Source organism: Pantoea deleyi, from assembly GCF_022647325.1.
Lineage (GTDB): Bacteria > Pseudomonadota > Gammaproteobacteria > Enterobacterales > Enterobacteriaceae > Pantoea > Pantoea deleyi.
The window spans coordinates 583,137-607,014 of the sequence record NZ_CP071405.1 but is presented as its reverse complement, the minus strand read 5'-3'; the positions used below and the strand labels follow the sequence as shown (position 1 = coordinate 607,014).

The window sequence follows — 23,878 nt, the reverse complement described above, 5'->3', positions numbered from 1 at the left end:
CCCATGCTATCTTGTGGTTTTGATTTTTTCAGTGGGCAAAATTGATGACTAAGTTGCGGGTAGGGATCGTGTTTGGCGGGAAATCGGCTGAGCATGAGGTGTCGTTGCAGTCGGCCAAAAATATCCTTGAGGCGATCGATAAAACCAGATTCGATGTGGTGTTGCTGGGCATCGACAAGCAGGGACAGTGGCACCTTAACGATGCGTCAGACTTCTTACTTAACGCGGAAAATCCGGCGCTGATCGCGCTGAACTCTGCCGCCGAAGCGGTGGCGCTGGTGCCGGGCCAGACACAGCAGCAGATCATCACCCGTCACGACGCCCATCCGCTGTCGCAGATCGATGTCATCTTCCCGATTGTTCACGGCACACTGGGCGAAGATGGCTCCCTGCAGGGCCTGCTGCGCATGGCGTCGCTGCCTTTCGTGGGTTCCGATGTGCTGGGGTCTGCCGTCAGCATGGATAAAGACTTCACCAAGCGGCTGTTACGCGATGCCGGACTCAAGGTCGCGCCGTGGCTGAGCGTCACGCAGGCGCAGCGCGCCCAGCTGGACGCAGAGGCCGTGATTGCCCGCCTGGGCCTGCCGCTGTTTATCAAGCCAGCCAACCAGGGCTCATCGGTGGGCGTCAGCAAAGTTGATTCCCCTGATGAATTTGAGGCAGCGCTGGCGCTGGCCTTCTCCTTCGACCGTAAAGTGCTGATTGAACAAGGCATTAAAGGCCGGGAGATCGAGTGTGCGGTGCTGGGCAACGACGCCCCTGAAGCCAGCCCGTGCGGTGAAGTGGTGGTGCATGACGCCTTCTACTCTTACGACACCAAATATATCTCTGAAAGCGGCGCGCAGACGGTGGTGCCGGCGGCGATTTCCGCGCAGACCAGCGAGGCGATTCGTGAGGTTGCCATCAGAGCCTTCTCCGCGCTGGAGTGCTTTGGCATGGCCCGCGTCGATGTCTTCCTGACTGATGACGGTGAGATTATCGTCAACGAGGTGAACACCCTGCCCGGCTTCACCAACATCAGTATGTATCCGAAACTCTGGCAGGCGGCCGGACTCAGCTATCAGGATCTGATCAGCCGCCTGATCGATCTGGCGATAGCGCGTCACCAGCAGGCCAGCACCCTGAAAAGCAGCGTCAGCTGATCCCGACCCGCGGCGTGGCGTTATGCCACGTCGCTGGTGATGGCCTGATCGCCGACCGGGGAGGTCTGATTGCGGCCATTGCGTTTCGACAGATAGAGATTTTTATCTGCGGCAGAGATCAGCCGGTTGATGACCCGGTGCCACTCAGCCGCCCGCCCCGCCCGGCCGTGCGCCAGGCCCAGGCTGATGGTCACCGTTACCGTACTGCCCTGCAGCCAGAACTTCTCTTTTGCCATCTTCTGCCGGATCGCCTCCGCAAGAAAATAGAGCTTGTCCGGATTCTGATCGAACAGCACCACCACGAACTCTTCGCCGCCAAAACGGCAGATGCGCCCCGCTTTGCCCACGACGCGCTGCATACGGCAGGCGATCTCCTCCAGTACGCTGTCACCGGCATCATGGCCAAAATTGTCGTTAATGGTTTTGAAGTAGTCGACATCGATCAGGATCACGCCTGCCGTGCGCGCCGGGCTAATCGGCTCGGCATGCAGGCTCTCATAGAGACCCGAACGCGACAGCAGCCGGGTCAGGAAATCGTAGTTTGCCCGCAGCGCCAGCCGTTCATTCAGCTGGCGGATGGCGTCCATGCTCGCGGCGACGATCAGCGGACTGATGGCGATGGTCGCCACCCCGAGCCGCGCCGAGGTGAGATGGCTGACCGGCAGCAGGTTGTCATCCCCCTGAATATTCATCAACCCGTGCGACACCAGGATAATCTCGGTAATGCCGGTCAGCAGGATCACCAGGCTGGTCAGCGGCATCGGCAGCACCACGGCGCACCAGACCAGCGCCGGAACCGGAAAGGTCAGGCTGCCCGCGCCCCCCATCATCGCGCCGATGACGAGCGACAGGCCCACCGCGATAAGCGGCAGCAGCTTGCGTAGCTCCCCGAACTGGCGGGGCGACAGCGACGACCAGTCGCGCGTCAGCAGAAAAGGCAGCAGCATCAGCCCGGTGGAGAACTGCTCGCTGAACCATTCGCCCCAGGCTGTCGCCAGTCCGGTGTCAAAGTCGGCCTGCTGCGCCAGCGCCCCCCAGCTGGCACAGGCCAGCGCGGCCAGCAGACAGGCCGGAAAAATGCGCAGTACGCGTGTCACGCGTTCGCTGCCGGAATCGTGCTGCAGATGCTTCACCAGCAGCAGCACCGCCACCAGCACAAACAGCAGATTCGCCAGGTTGAGCGTAAACGCGGTCAGCGCCCAGCCCGAAAATACGGTGTCGTTAAACACCATCGCGGCAAAGCTGGCGAGGTAATAGCGGGTCTGATGCAGAAAGGGATGGCGGACAATGATGCCGGTGATAATGGCGTTGACCGGCCAGAACAGCGACAGCTCCTGCGGAAAGCGCAGGTGGCCGCCGATAAAGCAGAATAGCAGCGTGATTAAAAACAGCGAAAAGGCGTTCTTCTTAGCGTTGTGCTCTTCAAACAGCTGTATACGCATACTTCCGGACCTTGTTGCAAAGAGGCGTTTCCACGTCGGCCTGAACGGGCGCGTGGCGTCAGAATAATTACATCCTGGAAACCCGCTGTATCATCCTGCGATAAAACACCACTTCAGAGGTCAATCCGGCAGGTTGCTGATACCCGATGACGCCTGTAAATGGGGGCTTATTATGCCCTGCATACAAAAAAATCGGATATCCGAGATATCCGATTTTTGCTGTTATGACGCCCTGTCTTTGCACTTCACGCTATTTTACAGCTACCGGCCACTGACTCAGGCGGATACCCCGTTTATCGGCGTTGTCGCCAAAATCTTTAAGCACCGCCCTGACGTCGGGATCGATATATTCCGCATTATCGTTATCCACGATCACCACGCTGTTCTCCGGGATCTCATCCAGCAATCCCTGCAGCTTTGGATTGTGCATAAAGGTCAGGTTCTGCTGAAAGCGCAGCACATAGTGATCGTCGTAACGGGTAAGCTGCAGCGCGTTGCGATGGCTCTTATAGATGCTGCAGAGGATCTGCGTGGCGATCCCGATCCCGATGCCGACCAGCATACCCAGCGTGATGATCCCGACGATCGTCGCCAGGAACGGCACGTACTGCTGCGGCCCCATCCGGAACTGCTCAACAAAGAGGCGCGGTGTCGCCAGCTTATAGCCGGTGTAGAGCAGCACGGCGGCCAGGCTGGCCAGCGGAATGGCGTTCAGCATCTCGCTGAACCACATGCCGCAAATCAGCAGCAGCACACCGTGGATGAAGATCGACAGCTTAGTCTGCGCGCCTGCGCTGACGTTGACCGAACTGCGCACAATCACCGCCGTGATCGGCATGGCCCCCAGAAATCCGGCAGTCAGGTTACCGATCCCCTGAGCAAACATCTCTTTGTTGGGCGACGGCGCAGGCGTCTGCGGACGTAACTTTTTCAGCGCCTCCTGGCTCAGCAGCGTTTCCAGACTGGCGACCAGCGCCAGGGTAACGGCCACTACCCAGACCTGCGGATTCTGCCAGGCCATCCAGTCGGGCGTTTCCAGCCCGGCCACCAGCGCAGAAACGCTGTCGAAGGCGGGCAGTGAAATGCGCGCCAGACCGCTGGCGACATCAGGAAACAGCCGCCCGCCCACGACCGTCGCCAGGCAGCCGGTCAGCACGGCAATCAGCGGACCGGGGATCCAGGCCAGCGCTTTGATCCGTTTGATCGGCCCGGTGGTCCAGAGACACAGGATAGCGAGACCCACCCCCGCCACGGCTATCGCGGGCAGCGAAAAGGTCATCTCGCCCGTCACCAGCGACACCAGCTCCGCATCGCCAGCGGCACCAAACGCCACCGGGATCTGCTGCATGATCAGCAGCAGGCCAATCGCCGCCAGCATCCCTTTGATGACGCTGCCCGGCACCAGCGAGATAAAGCGCCCGGCGCGCAGCAGTCCGAACAGGCACTGCAGCGCCCCGGCAATGATCAGCGCGGTGAGAAAGGCGGAAAAGCTGCCCAGCGATGCCATCGAGGCGACGACGATAGTCACCAGGCCCGCCGCCGGGCCGCTGACGGCAAACCGGGAGGGACTCAGCGACGTCACCACCAGTCCGCCAATCACGCCCGTCAGCAGGCCGGCAAACGGCGGTAATCCACTGGCCTGGGCAATCCCCAGACAGAGTGGTAACGCGACCAGGAAAACCACCAGACCCGCCGGGATGTCGCGGCGCAGGGTATCGAGGTTCATAATGAAGGCTCCTCTGCAGATTGATGAATCAGCTCTTTAAGATGGCCGGAGCGCAGGTCATAAACACAACCAAACACCTCCAGTTCCTGGCCCGATTGCCAGATTTGCCGGACCGGTCCGGCGTTCACCAGTCGGGCAAATTGCGCTTTAACATTGGCTTCGACCAGCCGGTCGAGCCGTTCACCCGGCTCGGCCTGTGGCGACAGGCTCTCTGCCACTCCCGCCTCAATATCCTGACGCAGCCTGCTGATGCGCCTTGCCAGCGCGCTCTCCTGGCCGTCCAGCACGCTACCCGGCAGATTCAGCGCAGCCTCTACCCCGCCGCAGCCGTAGTGGCCGCTCAGGACGATGCGTTTCACGCCGAGAAAAAAGAGGGCGTACTGCAGGACGCTGAGCAGGTTGTCATCCTCTTCAATCACCATGTTGGCGATATTGCGATGGACAAAGAGTTCGCCAGGCTGGGAGCCGGTCAGGACTTCGGCGGGAACGCGGCTGTCAGAGCAGCCTATCCAGAGTGAGTGCGGTTTTTGCTGATGAAGGAATTTTTTAAAATAGTCCGGATTGCGCTGGCGGCGCTGTAAGGCCCAACTGCGATTTTTCGCTAATAAGGGTTTAAGTGTCGTCACAATCATCTTCTCTCTACTACCGGGATGTCGCATCCTGGCTGACCACAAAGTGTTTCGGCTGACCCGCAAAGGGTAAGCCGCCAGGTAAATAAGAACTGAGTCACAGAAAAAGGTTATAGACGTTAACCATTGCCAATGCACGAGCAATATTTCACAGCGCATTAACATCATCGCCTTTGTCAATCCGGCGTCAGTAAAAGTCAGTGAAAAGTAAATTTAATTCAGCAGCAGAAGCGGAAAGAAATAGAGAGAAGCGATTATTAATCACATAAAATCAATAATTTATTTAAATTGAGATTAATAAGTAGAGTTAACGCTGACAAATAAATACAAGCAGTAACTCAGGGGATATTTTTTATTCCCCGCAGCGGCGGGCTTTTTACCAGGATTACTCTTAATTAAAAAATTAACCATTAGCACGATTCACCAGCTTAATTGCGCAAAGCCAGTTTAATCCACCTGATTTGAGTTAAGAATAAAGCGGGAGATAATTAATTTCATTTGCAGGGATATAGTGACGGCGGTAAGTAAATCAGGGCCGGAAATTATCAGAGCCTGAATGCTCAGGCTCTTTTTCTTGACGAATTATTTACCGTTCCAGCTCTGCAGGCGCGACTCCCGCACCGAGAGCTGCTGTTCCGGGGTCAGCTTGTTGTAGTTTTCCGCCATTCCGCTCTCCCAGTCACCGTAGAGCGGGTTTGGCAGGACGATGAACTGCGTACCAAAGCGCTGATGGTTGAGATTGACGAAATCGCGTCGCTGCTGATTCCCCTGATGCCAGGTGGCGCCACCGAAATCGTTGAGGTTATCCCCTACGTAGAGCACCACGTTATAGCCGGCATTTTTGATGGCATCGAAACGCGCCTGTTTGTTGGAGCTGTCGGTATTCAGACGCACCGTCTTTTCGCTGACGTCCGGGAAACCGAGCTGCTGCATGTTGGCGACGGTGGCGGCGTAATCTTTCTGGTCGCGGTTCGAGACATAGAACAGCGTGCCGCCGTTTTGAGTAACGTGACGGGCGAACTCAACGGCGCCGGGCACCGCTTTTGCCTGCCGCGCCTGCGTCCAGGCTGACCAGGTTTTGCTGCTGAACGGCTGACCGTTTTTCGCCTGCCAGGCGCTGTAGGCGCTGTTATCCAGCATGGTTTCATCCAGATCGACAATAACCGCTTTGGGTTTGCCGGTCAGCGAAGGCGCCTGATCAAACGCCATACGCGCGGTATTAAAGGCCTGCCAGGTCAGTGCCTGATATTCGCCAGACTGCTGGAACCAGTTGGCTGCCAGCACCGATTGCTGGCCGAGCTGCTGCTGCGCGGTCTGCTGTGCCGAGGGCGCACAGCCGGTCAGCAACAGCGCGACCAGACCGGATGCAGCGAGTTTTGCGGAGGTTTTCATCATTTCATCCTTAATGTGAGAAAGGGCTTGGGAGAAGCTTCAAAAATGTAGCAGTTAACGTAAGCTGTGGGCAGCCCAACGCATGCTGTTATAACAGGAGATTCTTATGGCCGTGAACCCGCACTCGCCGTTACTCGACGCGCTGACGTGGCTCGATTATGCGTTTCAGCCTGCCGGTGAGCCGCCGCCCGCCGATGCCGCCTATGGTCATCAGCGCCACAGCGCGACCGTGGTCAATGACAGTGAGAACATCCCTCCTAAAAGCTGTGAGTCGGATGGCGTGATCGCCAGCGGAACCCGCCCGGTCGCCGTTTACACGGCGGATTGCCTGCCCGTTCTGTTTGCCGATCGTGAAACAAAAATTGTGGCAGCGGTGCATGCCGGACTCAAGGGCACGCTGGCGGGCGTCCTGACCCGCGCCGTGGAAAAACTGAGTGAACAGGGCTGCGCCCCGCAGAATCTGGTGGTGGCGATCGGCCCGGCGATGGGGCCCTGCTGCTACGAGCTGGCCGAACCGCAGCGGGCGGCGATCGCGCAGAATCCGGCCTTCAGCCGCGGGCTGCGCTGGCATCAGCACCAGCCGGTCAATCCGCTGGCGCAACGTCCGCAGGCCACGGCCCACCAGCAGGGTGTCTGGTTCGATCTGCCTGCGCTGGCGACGCAGATGCTGGTGGAGGCGGGCGTGCCAGCCCCGCAGATCGATAACGTGAATGTCTGCACCTACTGCATGGCAGAGAGCGGCTCCAGCTATCGCTTTAACACCCACTTCGGCAGTGGCTATCGCTCACGCTATTCGTGGATCCGCCGACGTCCGACGCCGGAGGACGCGGCGTAACCGTGTTGCCGCCGCTATCGGGCTGACCGCAGGCAGGCGGAAAGCCCGTGTCAGCGACCCTGAGCGGCTCCTCGCCTGCCGATGTTTTTGATTTCACTCACACCCTGACACTCTTTCACTTTTTTTTAACCGGGAAGCGGCTAGAGTTAACTCATCCGACCACTTAACACCGAGTCACGCTTATGCCTGCGAATGCCGCCTACCCTGCGCTGTTTACCCCCCTGGACCTGGGCTTTACCCGCCTGAAAAACCGTTTTCTGATGGGATCGATGCACACCGGCCTGGAAGAGCATCCGGAGGGAGCCGCCCGGCTGGCGGCGTTCTACGGCGAGCGGGCGCGTGAGGGCGTCGCGCTGATCGTCACCGGCGGCATTGCCCCGAATGCTCAGGGGGTTACCACCGCGCATGGTGCCATGCTTACCGACGAATCACAGTGTGACTGGCACCGGCAGATCACCGACGCGGTGCATGAGCATCAGGGAAAAATCGCGCTGCAGATCCTGCATACCGGTCGCTACAGCTATCAGCCCGATCTGGTCGCCCCCTCCGCCCGTCAGGCCCCGATTAACCCCTTTACGCCACAGGCGATGAGCGAGGCGGCAATTGAACAGACCATCGATGACTTTGCACGCTGCGCCCGGCTGGCACAGCAGGCGGGCTATGATGGCGTGGAGATTATGGGGTCTGAAGGCTACCTGATTAATCAGTTTCTGGTGAAGCACACCAATCAGCGCAGCGATCGCTGGGGCGGTGACTTTCCGCAGCGGATGCAGTTCGCGCTGGCGATTACCCGCGCCGTGCGCGCCGCGACGGGCGACGCCTTTATCATTATTTTCCGCCTGTCGATGCTCGATCTGATCAAAGAGGGCAGCACGCAGGCGGAAACGCTGCAGCTGGCGGGCGAGCTGGAGCGGTGTGGCGTTACGCTGTTCAACACCGGCATCGGCTGGCACGAGGCGCGCATCCCGACCATCGCCACCTGCGTGCCGCGCGCGGCCTTTGCCTGGGTGACACAGCGGCTGCGCGCCCATGTCACCGTGCCGGTCATCGCCACCAACCGCATCAACCACCCCGCCGTCGCCGAGTCGCTGCTGCAGTCGGGCTGCGCCGATATGGTGTCGATGGCGCGCCCTTTTCTTGCCGATCCCGCCTTTGTCAGCAAAGCGGAGCGCGGGGAACCGGACAGCATCAATACCTGTATCGCCTGCAACCAGGCCTGCCTGGATCAGGTCTTCGCCGGTAAGATCACCTCCTGCCTGGTCAATCCCCGCGCCTGCCATGAATCACTGATGCCCGTCGTCGCCAGCGCCGCACCGCGCAGGCTGGCGGTGGTCGGGGCCGGTCCGGCCGGGATGGCGTTTGCCCTGCAGGCGGCGCAGCGTGGCCATCAGGTTACGCTCTATGACGCTGCACAGGAGATTGGCGGTCAGTTTACTCTCGCCCGGCAGATCCCCGGCAAAGGAGAGTTCAGCGAAACGCTGCGCTATTTTCGCTATCAGCTGGCGGCGGCGGGCGTGACGGTGAAAACCGGCTGCCGGGTCGATGCAGATCGGCTGAGTGATGCCGATGAGGTGGTGCTGGCGACCGGCATCCAGCCGCGTACGCCTGCCATCCCGGGGATCGATCACCCCAGCGTGCTGAGCTACCTTGAGGTGCTGCGCGACAGGCGCCCTGTGGGCAAGCGGGTGGCGATTATCGGCGCGGGCGGCATTGGTTTCGATGTGGCGGAGTATCTGTCGCAGCCTGCAGAGGATGCGGATCTGGCGGCGTTTTATGCGGAATGGGGCATCGATCAGAGTCTGACGCAGAGTGGCGGCCTCGTGAAGCCCGAGCCGCCTGCCGCGCTACGGCAGATCTGGCTGCTGCAGCGGCGCTCAGGCAAACCGGGCGCCGGGCTGGCAAAAACCACCGGCTGGATCCATCGGGCCAGCCTGCAGGCGCGCGGCGTTGAGATGTGGGGCGGCGTGGAGTATCTGAAGATTGATGATGATGGCCTGCATCTGCGGCGCAACGAAGAGACGCTGCTTCTGGCGGTGGATAATGTGATTATCTGCGCCGGGCAGGAGCCGCAGCGCGAACTGGAAGCCGCACTGCGCGACCGGGGCCAGAAGGTAACCCTTATCGGCGGGGCCGACGTGGCACAGGAGCTGGATGCGCGCCGGGCCATTGCGCAGGCGACCCGGCTGGCCATAACGATCTGATTACCGCATCTTCACCGCACGCAGCACCACAAACTTCTGGTTGGAGGCGATCAGCGTGCAGTTACCAAACATCTTTTTGAGCTTGTGGTGATAATCCAGGTGGCGGTTGCCGACGATGCGCAGTTCGCCGCCATACTGCAGCGTGCGTTTAGCATCGCGGAACATCTGCCAGGCCAGATGATCAGTAACCGCGTGCTGCTGATGGAAAGGGGGATTGCAGAGCACTGCATGCAGCCGATCAGACGGATAGCCGCTCAGTACGTTGTTTACCCGGAACTGGCAGCGGTCCAGATCTTCCGGACGGTTCAGCTCCACGTTGAGCTGGCTGGAGGCGACCGCCATGTAGGACTCATCCAGGAAGTGCACATCCGCCTGCGGGTTCTGCGCCAGCGCCATCAGCCCTACTACGCCGTTACCGCAACCCAGATCGACAATCTCGCCCTCAATGTTCTCCGGCAGATGCTCTATAAACAGCCGTGCGCCGATATCCAGCGAGGCGCGTGAGAATACGTTAGCGTAGTTATGGATCTGATACGGGGTGCCATCCAGCGGCCAGGCCAGCGTCGGCTTCGCCTCGCGCAGTGCGGGCTGGGTGAACTGGCTGAAGATCAGACGCGCTTTTTTCCACGCCAGTGAGGTGCGGGTTTCACCGATAATCTGCTCAAACAGTTGCAGGGTCGAGTTATGGATCTCTTTGGCCCGCGCCGCCGCCAGGATCACCGTTTCAGGGGTGGCAACCTCACGAATGGCACGCAGCTGGTGCTCCAGCAGCGCCAGGGTTTTCGGCACTTTGATCAGCACCGCCGCCGGGGCCGCGGGCAGTCCGGCCAGGCTATCCACAAAGTGAACGTCGCTGTCATCCATGTCGTTGAATTTCAGGTTCTGACGCGCGGCCTGCTGGCTGAGCCAGGAGTCGCTGACGTGCCAGACGGTGCGCGGATTCAGGGCGCAGGTCAGCGCCCCGAAACTGTCGTTGAACACCAGCACCGGTCCCTCTGGCAGCGCCTGCTGCAACAGGTATTCATCAGCCGCATCCCAGGCTTGTAATGGACTTTCGTCACGCATCTGCGGGAAACGATGCAGGATCAGTGTGCGATCGTTCAGTTCAAGTTGGCTCATGAATTCTCCGGCGTGGTACACTTTGGTTAAATTTCGCCCCGATAAAAAGGGCGCGCAGTATACTCTTTTTCGCCTGGAATCCCTAATGTCCCAACTGATCTACCTTCAGGGTTATCCTGCCCCGCTGCTTGAGCAGGTTCAGACGCTGATAGCCCACCAGCGCTTAGGTGCGTTTTTGCAGGAACGTTATCCCGATACCCACGATGTCATGAGCGACAAGGCGCTGTATGACTATACCCAGGCGCTGAAAAACCGCTATATGCGTAACGCCCCGCCGATCAGCAAAGTGATGTGGGATAACAAAATCAAAGTGATGAAACACGCGCTGGGGCTGCACACCGCCATTTCACGGGTTCAGGGCGGCAAGCTCAGGGCGAAAGCGGAGATCCGCATCTCCACCTTTTTCCGCCTCGCCCCGGAGCCGTTTCTGCGGATGATCGTGGTGCATGAGCTGGCGCACCTGAAAGAGAAGGATCACGACAAAGCGTTCTATCAGCTCTGCTGCCATATGGAACCCGACTATCACCAGCTCGAATTTGATGCGCGCCTCTGGATGACTGACCAGGCGATGCGCGGTAACGCCGCTTAAAGAAACTCCTGCGCTTTCTGGATCAGGCTGGTTTTGGTCAGCGCCCCCAGAAAGCGCCGCTCCTCTGGATTGTTAAGCACCGGTAGTCGCTCCAGCGTGACGGCCGCAAAGGCTTCCCACCCCTCGCGCATACTCTGATTCTGATAAACCACCGGGAAATCCTGATCCATCACGCACTGCACCGGTGAGTCGAGGGTGATCTCCTGCGCCAGCACCCGCCGCGAGATCTCGTGAATCGAGACCACGCCGAGAAAGGCGCCTGCCGCGTTGATCACATAGACGTAGCGTTCACGCTTCAGCGAACTGACCGCCATCGCCTGCCCCACCGACTCCTCCGGCTGCAGCGCCGCCCCCGGAATAATCAGCTCGGCGATGCGCATATTATCGAAATCATATTTCGCCTCTGAACGGCTGAAGTGATGGCTCACCACCGGATAGGTACTGGCCGACTGCAGGCGATAGACCACCATCGACGCCAGCACGGTGGCGATCATCAGCGGGAACAGCAGGCTGCTGTTGAGCGTCATCTCCAGCACCATCAGCATCGCCATCAGCGGGGCCTGGCTGACCGCCGCCAGCACCGCTGCCATGCCGATCGCGGCGTAGAGCAACACATTGCCGAGCGGCAGATGCAGCGCTGCACCGAGGGTGGCGAGCGCCACGCCCAGCAGCGCGCCAATCAGCAGCGACGGGGTAAAAAGTCCGCCCACCGCATTCGATCCTACCGACAGGCTGGTGGCGAGCGTTTTCAGCACCAGCAGTAACAGCAGCCCCGGCAGCAGATAGTCACCCGCCATCACGTTGACGATCACCTCATAGCCGTTGCCGAGAATATCGGTGGAGATCAGCGCCAGCAGGCCGACGGCGAAGCCGCCCGCCCCCAGCCGCAGCGGCAGCGAGGCGATCCGGCTGAAGAGCAGTTTGCTGCGGGCGATGCTTTTGATGACGATCCAGCCCGCCAGACCGGCACTCAGACCAATCACCACCGTCATCAGCAGCGTGCTGAGATCCATGGTGAAATCGGCCTCCGCCAGCGGATAGAGCGCGCTGCGGAAGCCCAGCGTCCACATCGTCATCACCGCCGTGGCGGAGGCGATGATCAGCGGGATCAGCCGCTGCAGGGCCGAGATGCCGAAGGCGATCTCCGCCACGAAAATCGCCGAGGCCAGCGGCGCGTGGTAGACCGACGAGAGGCCCGCCGCCGCCGCCATCGCCACCACGTCGCTGTTTTTCAGGTTCAGCGATGCGGGCAACAGGCGGCCCATCGCGCTGCCGCAGAGCGCCGACAGCTGCACCATCGGCCCCTCTTTACCTATCGACGCGCCGCTGCCGATACTGGCTATCGACGACAGGGCGCGAAACAGCGAGGTCCGGGTAGGCACCGCATCGAGCCGGGCATTGATCACTTCCAGGTAATCGGTCTTAATCGTCTGCTGCTGTTCAAGGGCGACCGCATAACGCAGAAAAAAGCCGGCCAGCACGCCGCCCGCCCCCACCAGCAGCGGCCAGAAGATCCACGGCCAGAGCGCGAGGGAGTCGGTAATGTCGCCGCTGCGGGCAAACAACAGATGGTTGATCAGCTCAATCACGCCGCGAAACGCCAGCGTAACCAGCGACGCCGCGCAGCCGACCGGAATGGCGATCAAGAGTGTGGTCCAGTTTAATGCGTGCTTACTTGCTTTCACCTGCGCTCCCTGGTTGAGGCCTGAAAATCGTCGCGTCTGCATAGTAGTGGAATGCAGATCGCAGGATCACGCTCTGCCCGCCCGCTGCCATTGCGCAACGCGGCGGAGATGTTACTCTGCCGTTTTACTGCCGCCGGAGAGATGACGTGATTCGTTTTGCCATTGTGGGAACAAATTGGATTACACGCCAGTTTATTGATGCCGCTCATGAAACCGGCGCGATGAGGCTGCACGCGGTGTATTCACGCAGCCAGTCACAGGCCGACGCCTTTGTTGCCGACTATCCCTGCCAGCAGACCTTTACCTCGCTGGATGCGCTGGCCGCCTGCCCGGAAATCGATGCGGTCTATCTGGCCAGCCCCAACGCCCTGCACTGTCAGCAGGCGCTGCTGTTTATGTCGCACGGCAAGCATGTCATTTGCGAAAAGCCGCTGGCGTCGAATCTGGCAGAGGTGGAGCAGATGATCGCCTGCGCCCGTGAGCATCAGGTCGTGCTGTTTGAGGCATTCAAGACCGCCAGCCTGCCCAACTTCCAGCGGCTCCGGCAGGCGCTGCCTGATGTCGGTCAGTTGCGAAAAGCGCTGCTGAGCTACTGCCAGTACTCGTCACGCTATCCGCGCTATCTCAACGGTGAAAACCCGAATACCTTCGACCCGCGCTGGTCGAATGGCTCCGTGATGGATATTGGCTACTACTGCCTGGCCGCGGCGGTGACGCTGTGGGGGGCGCCCACGCGCGTGCAGGCCAGCGCAACGCTGCTGGAAAGCGGCGTAGATGCCCACGGCGTCGTGCTGCTGAGCTACGGCGATTTTGACGTGACGATCCTGCACTCCAAGGTCAGCGACTCCAGCCTGCCCAGCGAGATTCAGGGGGAAGCGGGCGCGCTGCTGATCGAGAAGCTGGCGGAGTGCCAGCAGCTGATCTTTGCGCCGCGCGGCGGCGAGAAGCAGGTGCTGAGTCAGCCGCAGCACAGCAACACGATGCGCTATGAAGCCGCCGACTTTGTCCGGCTGGTTGAGCAGCGTCAGGTGGAGCACCCTGCGCTGGCGGTGTCGCGCACCACGGCGGCGCTGCTGACGGAGATCCGCCGCCAGACCGGCGTAGTCTTCCCGGCAGATCGGGCCGCTGTGTAAATATTTCTAAATATGACTGAGAACGATTGCTTCCTGAGCAGTGAGACCGTAACGTACTCTCCTGCAAAGGGGAGTAACTTGTAAGCTGATTGATCGTCACTACGTTGCGAAAGCATCCGGTCATCAGGCAACCCGGAATCGATTTCTGTGTTGTAAGTGAGACCTTGCCGGAAGGCGAGGTTTGCTTACAGAAAAATAAGCGGCTGATGTCTTCTGACTTCAGCCGTTTTTTTATTTTAAGACAGGATACGACTATGCAGACTGTGGGTACGCCTCTTCTCTGGGGCAGCTTTGCGGTTGTGGTGCTGATTATGCTGGCTATTGACCTGCTGCTGCAGGGACGCCGTGGCGCGCAGACCATGTCTTTCAAACAGGCGGCTGTCTGGTCGCTGATCTGGGTTTCCGTTTCACTGCTGTTCAGCGCCGCCTTCTGGTGGTATCTGGAGGGCAGCGCAGGCCGTGAGGTCGCTAACACGCAGACGCTGGCGTTCCTGACCGGCTACGTGCTGGAGAAGGCGCTGGCGGTGGATAACGTCTTCGTCTGGCTGATGCTCTTCAGCTACTTCTCGATTCCGGCCAACCTGCAGCGCCGCGTGCTGATCTACGGGGTCCTGGGCGCTATCGTGCTGCGTACCATCATGATATTTGCCGGTAGCTGGCTGGTAACGCAGTTCAGCTGGATCCTCTATGTGTTCGGTGCTTTCCTGCTGTTTACCGGCGTGAAGATGGCGCTGGCGAAAGAGGATGACGGTGCGGTAGGCGACAAACCGGTGGTGCGCTGGCTGCGCAGCCATTTACGTATGACCGACGATCTCGACGGCGAGAAGTTCTTTACCCGCAAAAACGGCGTGCTGTTTGCGACGCCGCTGCTGCTGGTGCTGATCATGGTGGAACTCAGCGACGTGATCTTTGCGGTCGACAGTATCCCGGCGATCTTTGCCGTGACCACCGACCCGTTTATCGTACTGACTTCAAACCTGTTCGCGATTCTGGGCCTGCGCGCCATGTACTTCCTGCTGGCTAACGTGGCGGAGCGCTTCTCGATGCTGAAATATGGCCTGGCGATTGTGCTGGTGTTTATCGGCTTCAAGATGCTGATTGTCGACCTCTACCATATCCCGGTCGGCATCTCATTGAGTGTGGTTGGCGTGATTCTGGCCTCAACCCTGCTGATAAATGCCTGGGTCAACCGCAAAAGAGACCAGAAACGGATCTCACCATAATTACCTGCAGGGGCAGCGGATGCCCCTGTTTTATTTTGCGGCGCCCTGCCGCGACATTTCATCCCTCTGTCACACTTCCTCTATCCAGCATAATAAAAACCCGACCTCCGCCACAGCGACAGAATTTTCTCTTTTCTCGTCCGATCTTTTCCTTATACTCCGCCGGGCAAACCGTTTTAGCCGATGCAAAACATCGCGCCTGAAACTACATCCGCGACAAAATATAGAAAATATTATGCAGAAAACTCTCTCCTCACGTCTGGGCACGCTGCTCGCCGGAAGCCTGGTGAAGCAAATCATGATTGGGCTGATCGCCGGTGTGGCGCTCGCCTGGATTTCACACGATGCCGCGCTGGCGGTGGGCCTGCTGGGTGAACTGTTTGTCAGTGCGCTGAAAGCGGTCGCGCCGGTGCTGGTTCTGATGCTGGTGATCGCCTCGATCGCCAACCACCAGCAGGGCCAGAAAACCAATATCCGGCCGATTATCATGCTCTATCTGCTGAGCACCTTTTTCGCGGCGGTCGTTGCGGTGGCCTTCAGCCATCTGGTGCCGCAGACGCTGACGCTGGCGGTGGGCAGCACGGAGATCGTGCCGCCTTCCGGGATTGCGGAAGTGTTGCGCGGCCTGCTGATGAGCATGGTATCGAACCCGATTACCGCCCTGATGCAGGCTAACTATATCGGCATTCTGGTCTGGGCAATTGGCCTGGGGCTGGCGTTTCGTCACAGCAGTGACACGACCCGCGCCTTGCTGAATGATGCCTCAGAAGCGGTGACCTGGCTGGTCCGCTGCGTCATCCGCTGCGCACCGATCGGGATTTTCGGCCTGGTAGCATCGATCCTGGCCTCAACCGGCTTTGGCGCACTGTGGCAGTATGCTCATCTGCTGGCGCTGTTACTGGGCTGTATGCTGCTGATGGCGCTGGTGGTCAACCCGATGCTGGTGTTCTGGAAAATCCGCCGTAATCCCTATCCGCTGGTCTTTACCTGCCTGCGTGAAAGCGGCGTCACCGCCTTCTTTACCCGTAGCTCTGCCGCCAACATTCCGGTGAATATGGCGCTGGCAAAACGTCTTGGTCTGGATGAGGATACCTATTCGGTGTCGATTCCGCTGGGCGCGACCATCAGTATGGCGGGAGCCTCGATTACGATCACCGTGCTGACGCTGGCGGCCGTGCATACGCTGGGCATCAGCATCGATGTGCCGACGGCGATTCTGCTGAGTCTGGTGGCGTCACTCTGTGCCTGCGGCGCATCGGGTGTGGCAGGCGGTTCGCTGCTGCTGATCCCGGTGGCCTGCAACATGTTCGGCATCCCGAACGATCTGGCGATGCAGGTGGTAGCGGTCGGCTTTATCATCGGCGTTCTGCAGGATTCGGCGGAAACCGCGCTGAACTCCTCAACCGATATTCTGTTTACTGCCGCCGTCTGTCAGGCAGAAGCAGAGCGCGAAACCAGCCGGGCCTGATGCCCTGAACATACAAAGGCGACCCGTGAATCTGATGCCGGTCGCCTGATGATATCGGTAACGTCTGGCCCGGTGGCGGTGAAACCGTGCCTGCGAAGGGCACAGGGTCAGATCGGAAAGTCGCAAAAGCCGTCATCCATGACATGCTCGGCCCACGCCATCCATGGCGCGGGACGCTTTCCTCCTCTGACCCTGTTCCCTGCGCGTTTAGCTTTTGTAGGGCGGCAGCCTTCATTCTGACAGGTGCCAGTCTGTAATCTGAAGCGATCCGCAGTGATAACGGACCAGTTGCTGGTTTCAGAGCGTCACACCGCTTTTAAAAATCGCCAGTTCGCGGAAATCGTTCTTCTCATTGTTGGTCAGCTCACCGCTGGCAATCGCGACAATGTGGTCGACAAAATCTTCCAGCATCGCCTCCATACTCATCCCCTCGATCAACCGGCCGGCATTAAAGTCGATCCAGTGTGGCTTCTTCTCCGCCAGCGGCGTATTAGTCGCCAGCTTCACCGTCGGCACAAAACCGCCATAGGGCGTACCGCGTCCGGTGCTGAACAGCACCATATGGCATCCGGCGCCCGCCAGCGCGCTGGTGGCAACCGCATCGTTGCCTGGCGCACTCAGCAGATTCAGCCCCGGCGTTTTTAACCGCTCGCCATACTTCAGCACATCGACCACCTGGCTCTGCCCCGCTTTCTGGGTACAGCCCAGCGACTTCTCCTCCAGCGTGGTGATGCCGCCTGCCTTATTGCCCGGTGACGGATTCTCGTAGATAGGCTGCTGGTGATCGATAAAGTACTGTTTGAAATCGTTGATCATCGCCACCGTTTTGCGGAAGGTCGCCTCGTCGCGACAGCGACTCATCAGAATCTGCTCCGCGCCAAACATCTCCGGCACCTCGGTCAGTACGGTGGTGCCGCCGTTGGCGATCATCTGATCGGAGAAACGGCCCAGCAGCGGGTTAGCGGTGATGCCGGATAAGCCATCTGAGCCGCCACACTCCAGACCAAATTTCAGCTCGCTGAGCCTGCCGGGTTCGCGACGATCGTGGCGCATTTTCTCATACAGCGCATGCAGACGCTCAACCCCGGCCTCAACCTCGTCGTCATGCTGCTGGCACACCATAAACGCCACCCGATCGCTTTCAAACGCGCCCAGGGTGTCGCGAAACGCATCGACCTGATTGTTCTCACACCCCAGGCCAATCACCAGCACCGCGCCCGCATTGGGATGGCGTACCATGTTCTGCAGCATGGTGCGGGTGTTCTCGTGATCCTGTCCCAGCTGCGAACAGCCAAAGGTGTGGCTGAACAGGAACACCCCGTCGATCCCTTCTGCCTGCTGCGTCTCTTTCAGAAAGCGCTGCAGGATCTGGCGCGCGATGCCGTTGACACAGCCGACTGTAGGCAGGATCCACAGCTCATTGCGGATGCCGACCTCGCCGCTGGCGCGACGATAAATCTGTACCTCGCGATCGTCCGGCTGCAGCGGCAGCGTCACAAAATCGGGCTGATAGGCGTAGTCGTCCAGGTCGCTGAGATTCGTGCGGGCGTTCTGCGAATGGATCAGCTCACCGGCGGCCACAGGCTGCGTGGCGTGGGCAATCGGCAGCCCATACTTGATCACCAGCGCATCCTGCGCGACCGGCTGCAGGGCAAATTTATGCCCGCGCCCGACCGCCTGCTGCAGCACCACAGGCTGTGTCGCCAGGTCGACGGTGGCACCTGCGTCTAAGTCACGTAACGCCACCGCGACGTTGTCGCGGGGATCGATCCTGATGGCATCTTGCATAGCGTTATCCCAGTTGGTTCAGCGCCTCACGCATTCCGTGGGCGACGATGTTTTGCAGGTGTTGAGTGACCTCTTCAGCCAGTCCGGGCTGACGGGTTAAATCCTGGCCCCAGTGCGACACATTGCCGAGCACGCCACGCACCAGCTGCGGCAGCGAATGCGGCTCAGCATCACAGGCTTTCCAGGCTTCAGCGTAATAAGCTAACCAGTGCGGCTCATCCTGCAGCGGCCACACCTTTCCGGCTGACTCGCCGCGATAAAAAGCGATCAGCGCCGCCAGGGCAAAGGTCATGTGCGTCGGCCATCTGCCGGTTTGCTGATGGGCGGCAAGCAGCGGCGTCAGCAGACGGGTGCGGAACTTGGTCATGCCATTGAGGGCGATCGACAGCAGCGCGTGGCGAATAAAGGGATTACAAAAACGGCGCACGACCGCATCGGCAAACCTGTGCAGCTCCTCTGGCGGCAGATCCAGCGTCGGGATCACCTCGTGGCGCAGCAGCCGATCCACAAATCCGGCGATCGCCGGATCGGCCATGGCCTCCCCGACGCTCTCAATACCCGCCAGAAACGCCACCGGCACCATCGCAGTATGCGCACCGTTAAGAATGGCGACCTTCTGCGCTTTGTAGGGCGCGATATCATCCACATGCCGGATCTGCGGCGACAGCGCCGCCAGCTTCAGTTCACTGAACAGCGCCGACGGCCCCTGAATCACGAACTGGTAATAGACTTCGCCCGCCACCAGATAGCGATCTTCATAGCCCAGCGTGTTCTGCAGCTGCTCACTCTCCGCCGGAAAACCGGTCACGATGCGGTCCACCAGGGTGTTGTAGAAGGCACAGTCCTGATTAACCCAGGTTTTAAATTCGGATGGCAGATGCCAGAGGTCGGCGTAGCGCAGCACAAGTTCGCGCAGCGTGTCACCGTTGTGGTCTATCAGCTCACACGGCACCATCAGCCAGCCCCGGTCGCGGGCGCCGCTGAAGTAGGTATAGCGCGCCCACAGCAGCTGCGTCAGTTTGCCGGGATAACTGCTGGCGGGCGCATCAGAGAGCCGATCCGTCTCGCTGAAGGTGATGCCCGCTTCGGTGGTATTCGAGAAGACCACACGCAGATCGGGATTGCGGGCCAGCGCCATAAACGCGTCATGCTGCTGCCAGGGCTGGATCTCGCGATTGAGGCTGCGGATCAGCCGGGTTTCGCTGATTGGCTCGCCCCGATCGTTCAGCCCGCGGATCAGCGTGGTATAGAGACCCTCCTGCTGATTCAGGCTGTCACTGACCTCACGGTTGCGCGGCCGCACCACCACGATCCCGGCATCAATACCCTGATGTTCATTCAGCCAGTCAATCTGCCAGTCGATAAAGGCACGCAGAAAATTGCCTTCGCCGAACTGGATGATCCGGTCACGGTAGACCGCACCCGGAAAGTCGTGGCGGTTCAGCCTTTTCATCATCAGGCTCCCAGCTCAATGCCGAAGTAATCCCGGGCATTGTCGAAGCAGATATTGCGAACCATCTGACCTAACAGCGCCTCGTCGGCCGGTGCCTCGCCTCGCTCGACCCACTGGCCAATCATCTGGCACAGCAACCGGCGGAAATATTCGTGGCGGGTGTAGGAGAGGAAGCTGCGGCTGTCGGTCAGCATCCCGACGAAGCGACTCAGCAGGCCAACCTGCGCCAGCTGCGTCATCTGACGCTGCATCCCATCCAGCTGGTCGTTGAACCACCAGGCGGAGCCGAACTGCATTTTGCCCGCCTGACCTTCGCCCTGGAAATTGCCTGCCATGGTGGCCAGCACTTCGTTATCGCGCGGGTTCAGGCAGTAGAGGATGGTTTTGGGCAGCGCATTATCGCGGTTCTGGGCACCCAGCAGGCGCGCCAGCGGCGCTGCCAGCGGCTGATCGTTGATGGAGTCGAAGCCCACATCCGGCCCCAGCAGCTGAAACTGGCGCGGGTTGGTGTTGCGCAGTGCGCCGATGTGATACTGCTGCACCCAGCCGCGACGGGCATATTCGCTGCCCAGCCAGACCAGCACGGCGGTTTTGAACTGCGCCGTCTCCTGTGGGTTGGGCGCGGCACCGCTGCGACGGCGTGCCAGAATCGCATCCAGCGTGGCGTCATCCGCCTCGGCATAACAGACCACGTCCAGCGCATGGTCCGAGATCCTGCAGCCGTGCGCGGCGAAGTGATCCAGCCGCTGATGCAGCGCGCGGCGCAGATCGTCGAAGCGCTGCACGCTGATGTCCGTCAGCTGCTCCAGCGCCGCAATCCACGGCAGGAAGGTCTCCGCGTCGATATTAAACGCTTTGTCCGGTCGCCAGCTCGGCAGCACTTTGACGCTGAAGCTGGCATCGTCTGCCATCGCGCGGTGATACCGCAGGTCATCCAGAGGATCGTCGGTGGTGCCGACCATCTTCACGTTCATCTGCTGCATGATGCCGCGCGTGGTAAAGCTCTCCTGCGCCAGCAGCGCATTGCAGCGATCCCAGATGCTGTCAGCCGTTGTCTCTGAGAGCAGCGTGCCGGTAATACCGAACGGCCGGCGCAGTTCGAGGTGGGTCCAGTGATAGAGCGGGTTGCCGATGGTGTGCGGCACGGTGCCCGCCCAGGCATCAAATTTTTCGCGGTCGCTGGCGTCTCCGGTGATCAACGCCTCAGCCACACCGTTGGCGCGCATCGCCCGCCATTTGTAGTGATCGCCTTTCAGCCAGATATCGTAAAGGTTGGCGAAGCGATAATTTTCGGCAATCTGCTGCGGGGGTAAGTGGCAGTGATAGTCGAAAATCGGCTGATCTTTCGCATAGTCGTGATAGAGACGACGGGCGAATTCACCCTCCAGCAAAAAATCCTCGGTCATGAAACGTGACATACATGCATCCTCATCTGCTGAACCACGAATGGCCCAAAGTTATCATACCAATCCTGGTGTGTTACCGATTTGTTTGCGATCCTGCTCACATAAACCGCGATAACGGGCCGCCGTTATGGACGTTTTTGTCGCCGGCTGCGCGCTAAATGGCTGTCATTACGCAGGTTTCCAGTATCCCACAGTGCAGAAAGGGTTTTTGTGATAGCTCTCAACTTTTAAAGTTGTATAACAAGTTAGGCTCCCGACCTGTCGTGAGCATGCTGACGACGGACAAATGGCAAGGTCATAACAGGGTTGCTGAAACAGAACCTGCGGGCGTGAGCAATCTGCATCACGTGCTGTCCCGCTCCAGATAACAACAGCGGCAAGACCGCAAACAGAACTGGAAGAGGTAGAGGATGCGTAAGATCAAAGGGTTACGCTGGTATATGATTGGGCTGGTCACGCTCGGCACCGTGCTGGGGTATCTGACCCGCAACACGATCGCCGTGGCTGCCCCGACATTACAGACAGAGCTGCATATCACCACGCAGCAGTACTCCTACATAGTGGCGGCCTACTCCGCCTGCTACACGCTGATGCAGCCGGTCGCCGGTTATGTGCTGGATCTGCTCGGCACCAAAATCGGCTATGCGATGTTTGCGGTGCTGTGGGCGATCTTCTGCGCCGCCACCGCGATGGCGGGCAGCTGGGGCGGCTTCGCGCTGGCACGCGGCGCGGTCGGTGCGGCAGAAGCCGCGATGATCCCGGCGGGCCTGAAGGCGAGCAGCGAATGGTTTCCGGCCAGAGAGCGGTCGGTGGCGGTCGGCTACTTTAACGTTGGTTCCTCGATCGGTGCGATGCTGGCTCCGCCGCTGGTGGTCTGGGCGATCGTGGCGCACAGCTGGCAGATGGCCTTTATCATCACCGGCGTGCTGAGCATGGCCTGGGCGCTCTGCTGGCTGATTTTCTACAAGCACCCCAAACAGCAGACAAAGCTCAGCGACGAAGAGCGGCACTACATTATCTCCGGTCAGGAAGCGCAGCATCAGACCGGCAATACCCGCAAAATGTCGGCGCTGGAGATTATCCGCAACCGCCAGTTCTGGGGCATTGCGCTGCCGCGTTTTCTGGCAGAACCGGCGTGGGGAACGTTCAATGCCTGGATCCCGCTCTTCATGTTCAAGGTCTACGGTTTCAATCTCAAAGAGATCGCGATGTTTGCCTGGATGCCGATGCTGTTCGCGGACTTTGGCTGCATTCTGGGTGGCTATCTGCCGCCGCTGTTTCAGCGCTGGTTCGGCGTTAACCTGATCGTTTCCCGTAAACTGGTCGTGACCCTGGGCGCAGTATTGATGATCGCCCCCGGCACCATCGGCCTGTTCACCAGTCCCTATATCGCGATCGGGCTGCTGTGTGTTGGCGGCTTTGCGCATCAGGCGCTCTCCGGTGCGCTGATCACCCTCTCCTCTGACGTGTTCGGCCGCAACGAGGTAGCGACGGCTAACGGCTTAACCGGCATGGCCGCCTGGACCGCCAGCACCATGTTCGCGCTGGTGGTCGGTGCGCTGGCTGACACGCTGGGCTTCAGCCCGCTGTTTGCCGCGCTGGCGGTGTTCGATCTGCTGGGTGCGGTGGTGATCTGGACGGTGCTGAAGAATAAACCGATCTCAGAGCTGAATGCTGAACCGGTGATTCCACAGGCCAGCGCCGTGCGCAGCTAATCTGTCGGGCTGGCGCAGGCCAGCCCATTTCCTCGCCCGGCCTGAAGTGGTATAACAACTTATCTGTCTGCTATCAGGATTGTGCTATGGACCTCACCGAATCCCGTCGACTCTATCAACAGCTGGCCAGCGAGCTGAAAAGCCGCATTGAAACCGGGATCTATCCGGTGGGCGATAAGCTGCCTGCTGAACGCCTGATTGCCGAAGAGATGGAAGTGAGCCGCACGGTGGTGCGCGAGGCGATCATCATGCTGGAAGTGGAAGGCTATGTGGAGGTCCGTAAAGGTTCGGGCATCCATGTGATTGCCAGCCAGCAACAGAATCGCATCGCCGTCAGCAGCAGCCAGCTGGAGTTCGCCACCTTTGGCCCGTTTGAACTGTTGCAGGCCCGTCAGCTGATTGAGAGTAATGTGGCCGAGTTCGCCGCCACCCAGGTGACGCGACAGGACATTATCGACCTGATGGCGATTCAGGAAAAAGCCCGCCAGGAGGATCACTTCCGCGACTCCGAGTGGGATATGCAGTTTCATGTCCGCATCGCCCAATCCACCCAGAACAGCGCCTTAGCCGCCATCGTTGAAAAAATGTGGCTGCATCGCCTGCACAATCCTTACTGGCTCAAACTTCACGAGCATATCGACCAGCGCAGCATTCTCAGCTGGTGCGACGACCACGATCAGATCCTGAAAGCCCTGATGCGCAAAGATCCTGCCGCCAGCAAACTGGCGATGTGGCAGCATCTGGAAAATACTAAGCAGATGCTGTTTAACGCCACGGCAGATGATTTCGAATTTAACGTGGATCGTTACATGTTCAGTGAGAACCCGGTCATCCTGCCAGAAGGGTCTGACCACGCCCGCTGAGCGCGCCTGAATCCCCCTGAAAGGGTCAGTTAATCTGCAATAGTGTCAGGACGTGTAAAGCTCCTTTTT

At 59.6% G+C, this 23,878-nt stretch carries 18 protein-coding genes; 9 read left to right on the top strand and 9 right to left on the bottom strand.

Annotation, left to right across the window (positions count from 1 at the left end):
- Positions 1-44 precede the first annotated feature (44 nt).
- Complete coding sequence (gene ddlA, locus J1C59_RS02925) at positions 45-1,142, top strand: D-alanine--D-alanine ligase (protein ID WP_128085170.1); 1,098 nt, start codon at positions 45-47, stop codon at positions 1,140-1,142.
- Between the two features lie 20 nt (positions 1,143-1,162).
- Here the strand turns inward: ddlA and J1C59_RS02920 are convergent, their stop codons facing one another.
- From J1C59_RS02920 to J1C59_RS02905, 4 genes are all read right to left on the bottom strand, one after another.
- Positions 1,163-2,584, bottom strand: coding sequence for a GGDEF domain-containing protein (locus tag J1C59_RS02920; RefSeq protein ID WP_128085171.1), 1,422 nt, complete (start codon positions 2,582-2,584; stop codon positions 1,163-1,165).
- A 250-nt stretch (positions 2,585-2,834) separates the two neighbouring features.
- The gene (locus J1C59_RS02915; RefSeq protein ID WP_128085172.1) at positions 2,835-4,310 is read right to left on the bottom strand and encodes a SulP family inorganic anion transporter; all 1,476 of its coding nucleotides are present in this window, start codon (positions 4,308-4,310) and stop codon (positions 2,835-2,837) included.
- Positions 4,307-4,942, bottom strand: a complete 636-nt coding sequence (locus J1C59_RS02910) for a carbonic anhydrase (RefSeq protein ID WP_128085173.1) — start codon at positions 4,940-4,942, stop codon at positions 4,307-4,309. Before J1C59_RS02910 ends, J1C59_RS02915 begins: the two co-directional genes overlap by 4 nt.
- Before the next feature lie 579 nt (positions 4,943-5,521).
- Positions 5,522-6,331, bottom strand: a complete 810-nt coding sequence (locus J1C59_RS02905; RefSeq protein ID WP_128085177.1) for a 5'-nucleotidase, lipoprotein e(P4) family — start codon at positions 6,329-6,331, stop codon at positions 5,522-5,524.
- 106 nt (positions 6,332-6,437) lie between these two features.
- On the opposite strand from J1C59_RS02905, the gene J1C59_RS02900 reads away from it, so the two are divergent.
- Positions 6,438-7,166, top strand: coding sequence for a purine nucleoside phosphorylase YfiH/LACC1 family protein (locus tag J1C59_RS02900; RefSeq protein ID WP_140917329.1), 729 nt, complete (start codon positions 6,438-6,440; stop codon positions 7,164-7,166).
- A 182-nt stretch (positions 7,167-7,348) separates the two neighbouring features.
- Positions 7,349-9,367 (top strand): NADPH-dependent 2,4-dienoyl-CoA reductase, encoded by a 2,019-nt coding sequence (locus J1C59_RS02895; RefSeq protein ID WP_140917328.1) that lies wholly within the window; start codon positions 7,349-7,351, stop codon positions 9,365-9,367.
- Here J1C59_RS02895 and rlmG read toward each other — a convergent pair whose 3' ends face one another.
- Positions 9,368-10,486: a 23S rRNA (guanine(1835)-N(2))-methyltransferase RlmG gene (gene rlmG, locus J1C59_RS02890; protein WP_128086276.1), complete on the bottom strand. Its 1,119-nt coding sequence runs from the start codon at positions 10,484-10,486 to the stop codon at positions 9,368-9,370.
- A gap of 85 nt (positions 10,487-10,571) precedes the next feature.
- Between rlmG and J1C59_RS02885 the strand changes: the two genes are divergently transcribed.
- Complete coding sequence (locus tag J1C59_RS02885; protein WP_111142020.1) at positions 10,572-11,075, top strand: M48 metallopeptidase family protein; 504 nt, start codon at positions 10,572-10,574, stop codon at positions 11,073-11,075.
- Here the strand turns inward: J1C59_RS02885 and J1C59_RS02880 are convergent.
- Positions 11,072-12,760: a chloride channel protein gene (locus tag J1C59_RS02880; RefSeq protein ID WP_128086277.1), complete on the bottom strand. Its 1,689-nt coding sequence runs from the start codon at positions 12,758-12,760 to the stop codon at positions 11,072-11,074. The genes J1C59_RS02885 and J1C59_RS02880 overlap by 4 nt on opposite strands.
- Before the next feature lie 146 nt (positions 12,761-12,906).
- Here J1C59_RS02880 and J1C59_RS02875 point away from each other — a divergent pair, with 146 nt between their 5' ends.
- From J1C59_RS02875 to sstT, 3 genes are all read left to right on the top strand, one after another.
- A complete protein-coding gene (locus J1C59_RS02875) occupies positions 12,907-13,893 on the top strand; it encodes a Gfo/Idh/MocA family protein (RefSeq protein WP_128086278.1) in 987 nt (328 codons plus the stop codon).
- A gap of 254 nt (positions 13,894-14,147) precedes the next feature.
- On the top strand, positions 14,148-15,116 hold the full coding sequence (locus J1C59_RS02870; RefSeq protein ID WP_128086279.1) for a TerC family protein: 969 nt from the start codon (positions 14,148-14,150) through the stop codon (positions 15,114-15,116).
- 235 nt (positions 15,117-15,351) lie between these two features.
- On the top strand, positions 15,352-16,584 hold the full coding sequence (gene sstT, locus J1C59_RS02865) for a serine/threonine transporter SstT (RefSeq protein WP_140917327.1): 1,233 nt from the start codon (positions 15,352-15,354) through the stop codon (positions 16,582-16,584).
- Between the two features lie 297 nt (positions 16,585-16,881).
- Here the strand turns inward: sstT and J1C59_RS02860 are convergent, their stop codons facing one another.
- From J1C59_RS02860 to uxaC, 3 genes are read right to left on the bottom strand one after another with little or no spacing between them, the layout of a single operon-like run.
- Positions 16,882-18,372, bottom strand: coding sequence for a UxaA family hydrolase (locus J1C59_RS02860; protein ID WP_128086280.1), 1,491 nt, complete (start codon positions 18,370-18,372; stop codon positions 16,882-16,884).
- A gap of 4 nt (positions 18,373-18,376) precedes the next feature.
- Positions 18,377-19,825 (bottom strand): tagaturonate reductase, encoded by a 1,449-nt coding sequence (locus J1C59_RS02855; RefSeq protein ID WP_128086283.1) that lies wholly within the window; start codon positions 19,823-19,825, stop codon positions 18,377-18,379.
- A 2-nt stretch (positions 19,826-19,827) separates the two neighbouring features.
- A complete protein-coding gene (gene uxaC / locus J1C59_RS02850) occupies positions 19,828-21,243 on the bottom strand; it encodes a glucuronate isomerase (RefSeq protein ID WP_128086281.1) in 1,416 nt (471 codons plus the stop codon).
- Positions 21,244-21,641: 398 nt separating this feature from the next.
- On the opposite strand from uxaC, the gene J1C59_RS02845 reads away from it, so the two are divergent.
- Positions 21,642-22,946: an MFS transporter gene (locus J1C59_RS02845; RefSeq protein WP_140917326.1), complete on the top strand. Its 1,305-nt coding sequence runs from the start codon at positions 21,642-21,644 to the stop codon at positions 22,944-22,946.
- A gap of 86 nt (positions 22,947-23,032) precedes the next feature.
- Entirely contained in the window at positions 23,033-23,809 is a 777-nt protein-coding gene (exuR, locus tag J1C59_RS02840) for a transcriptional regulator ExuR (protein ID WP_128086558.1), read from the top strand.
- Positions 23,810-23,878 lie beyond the last annotated feature (69 nt).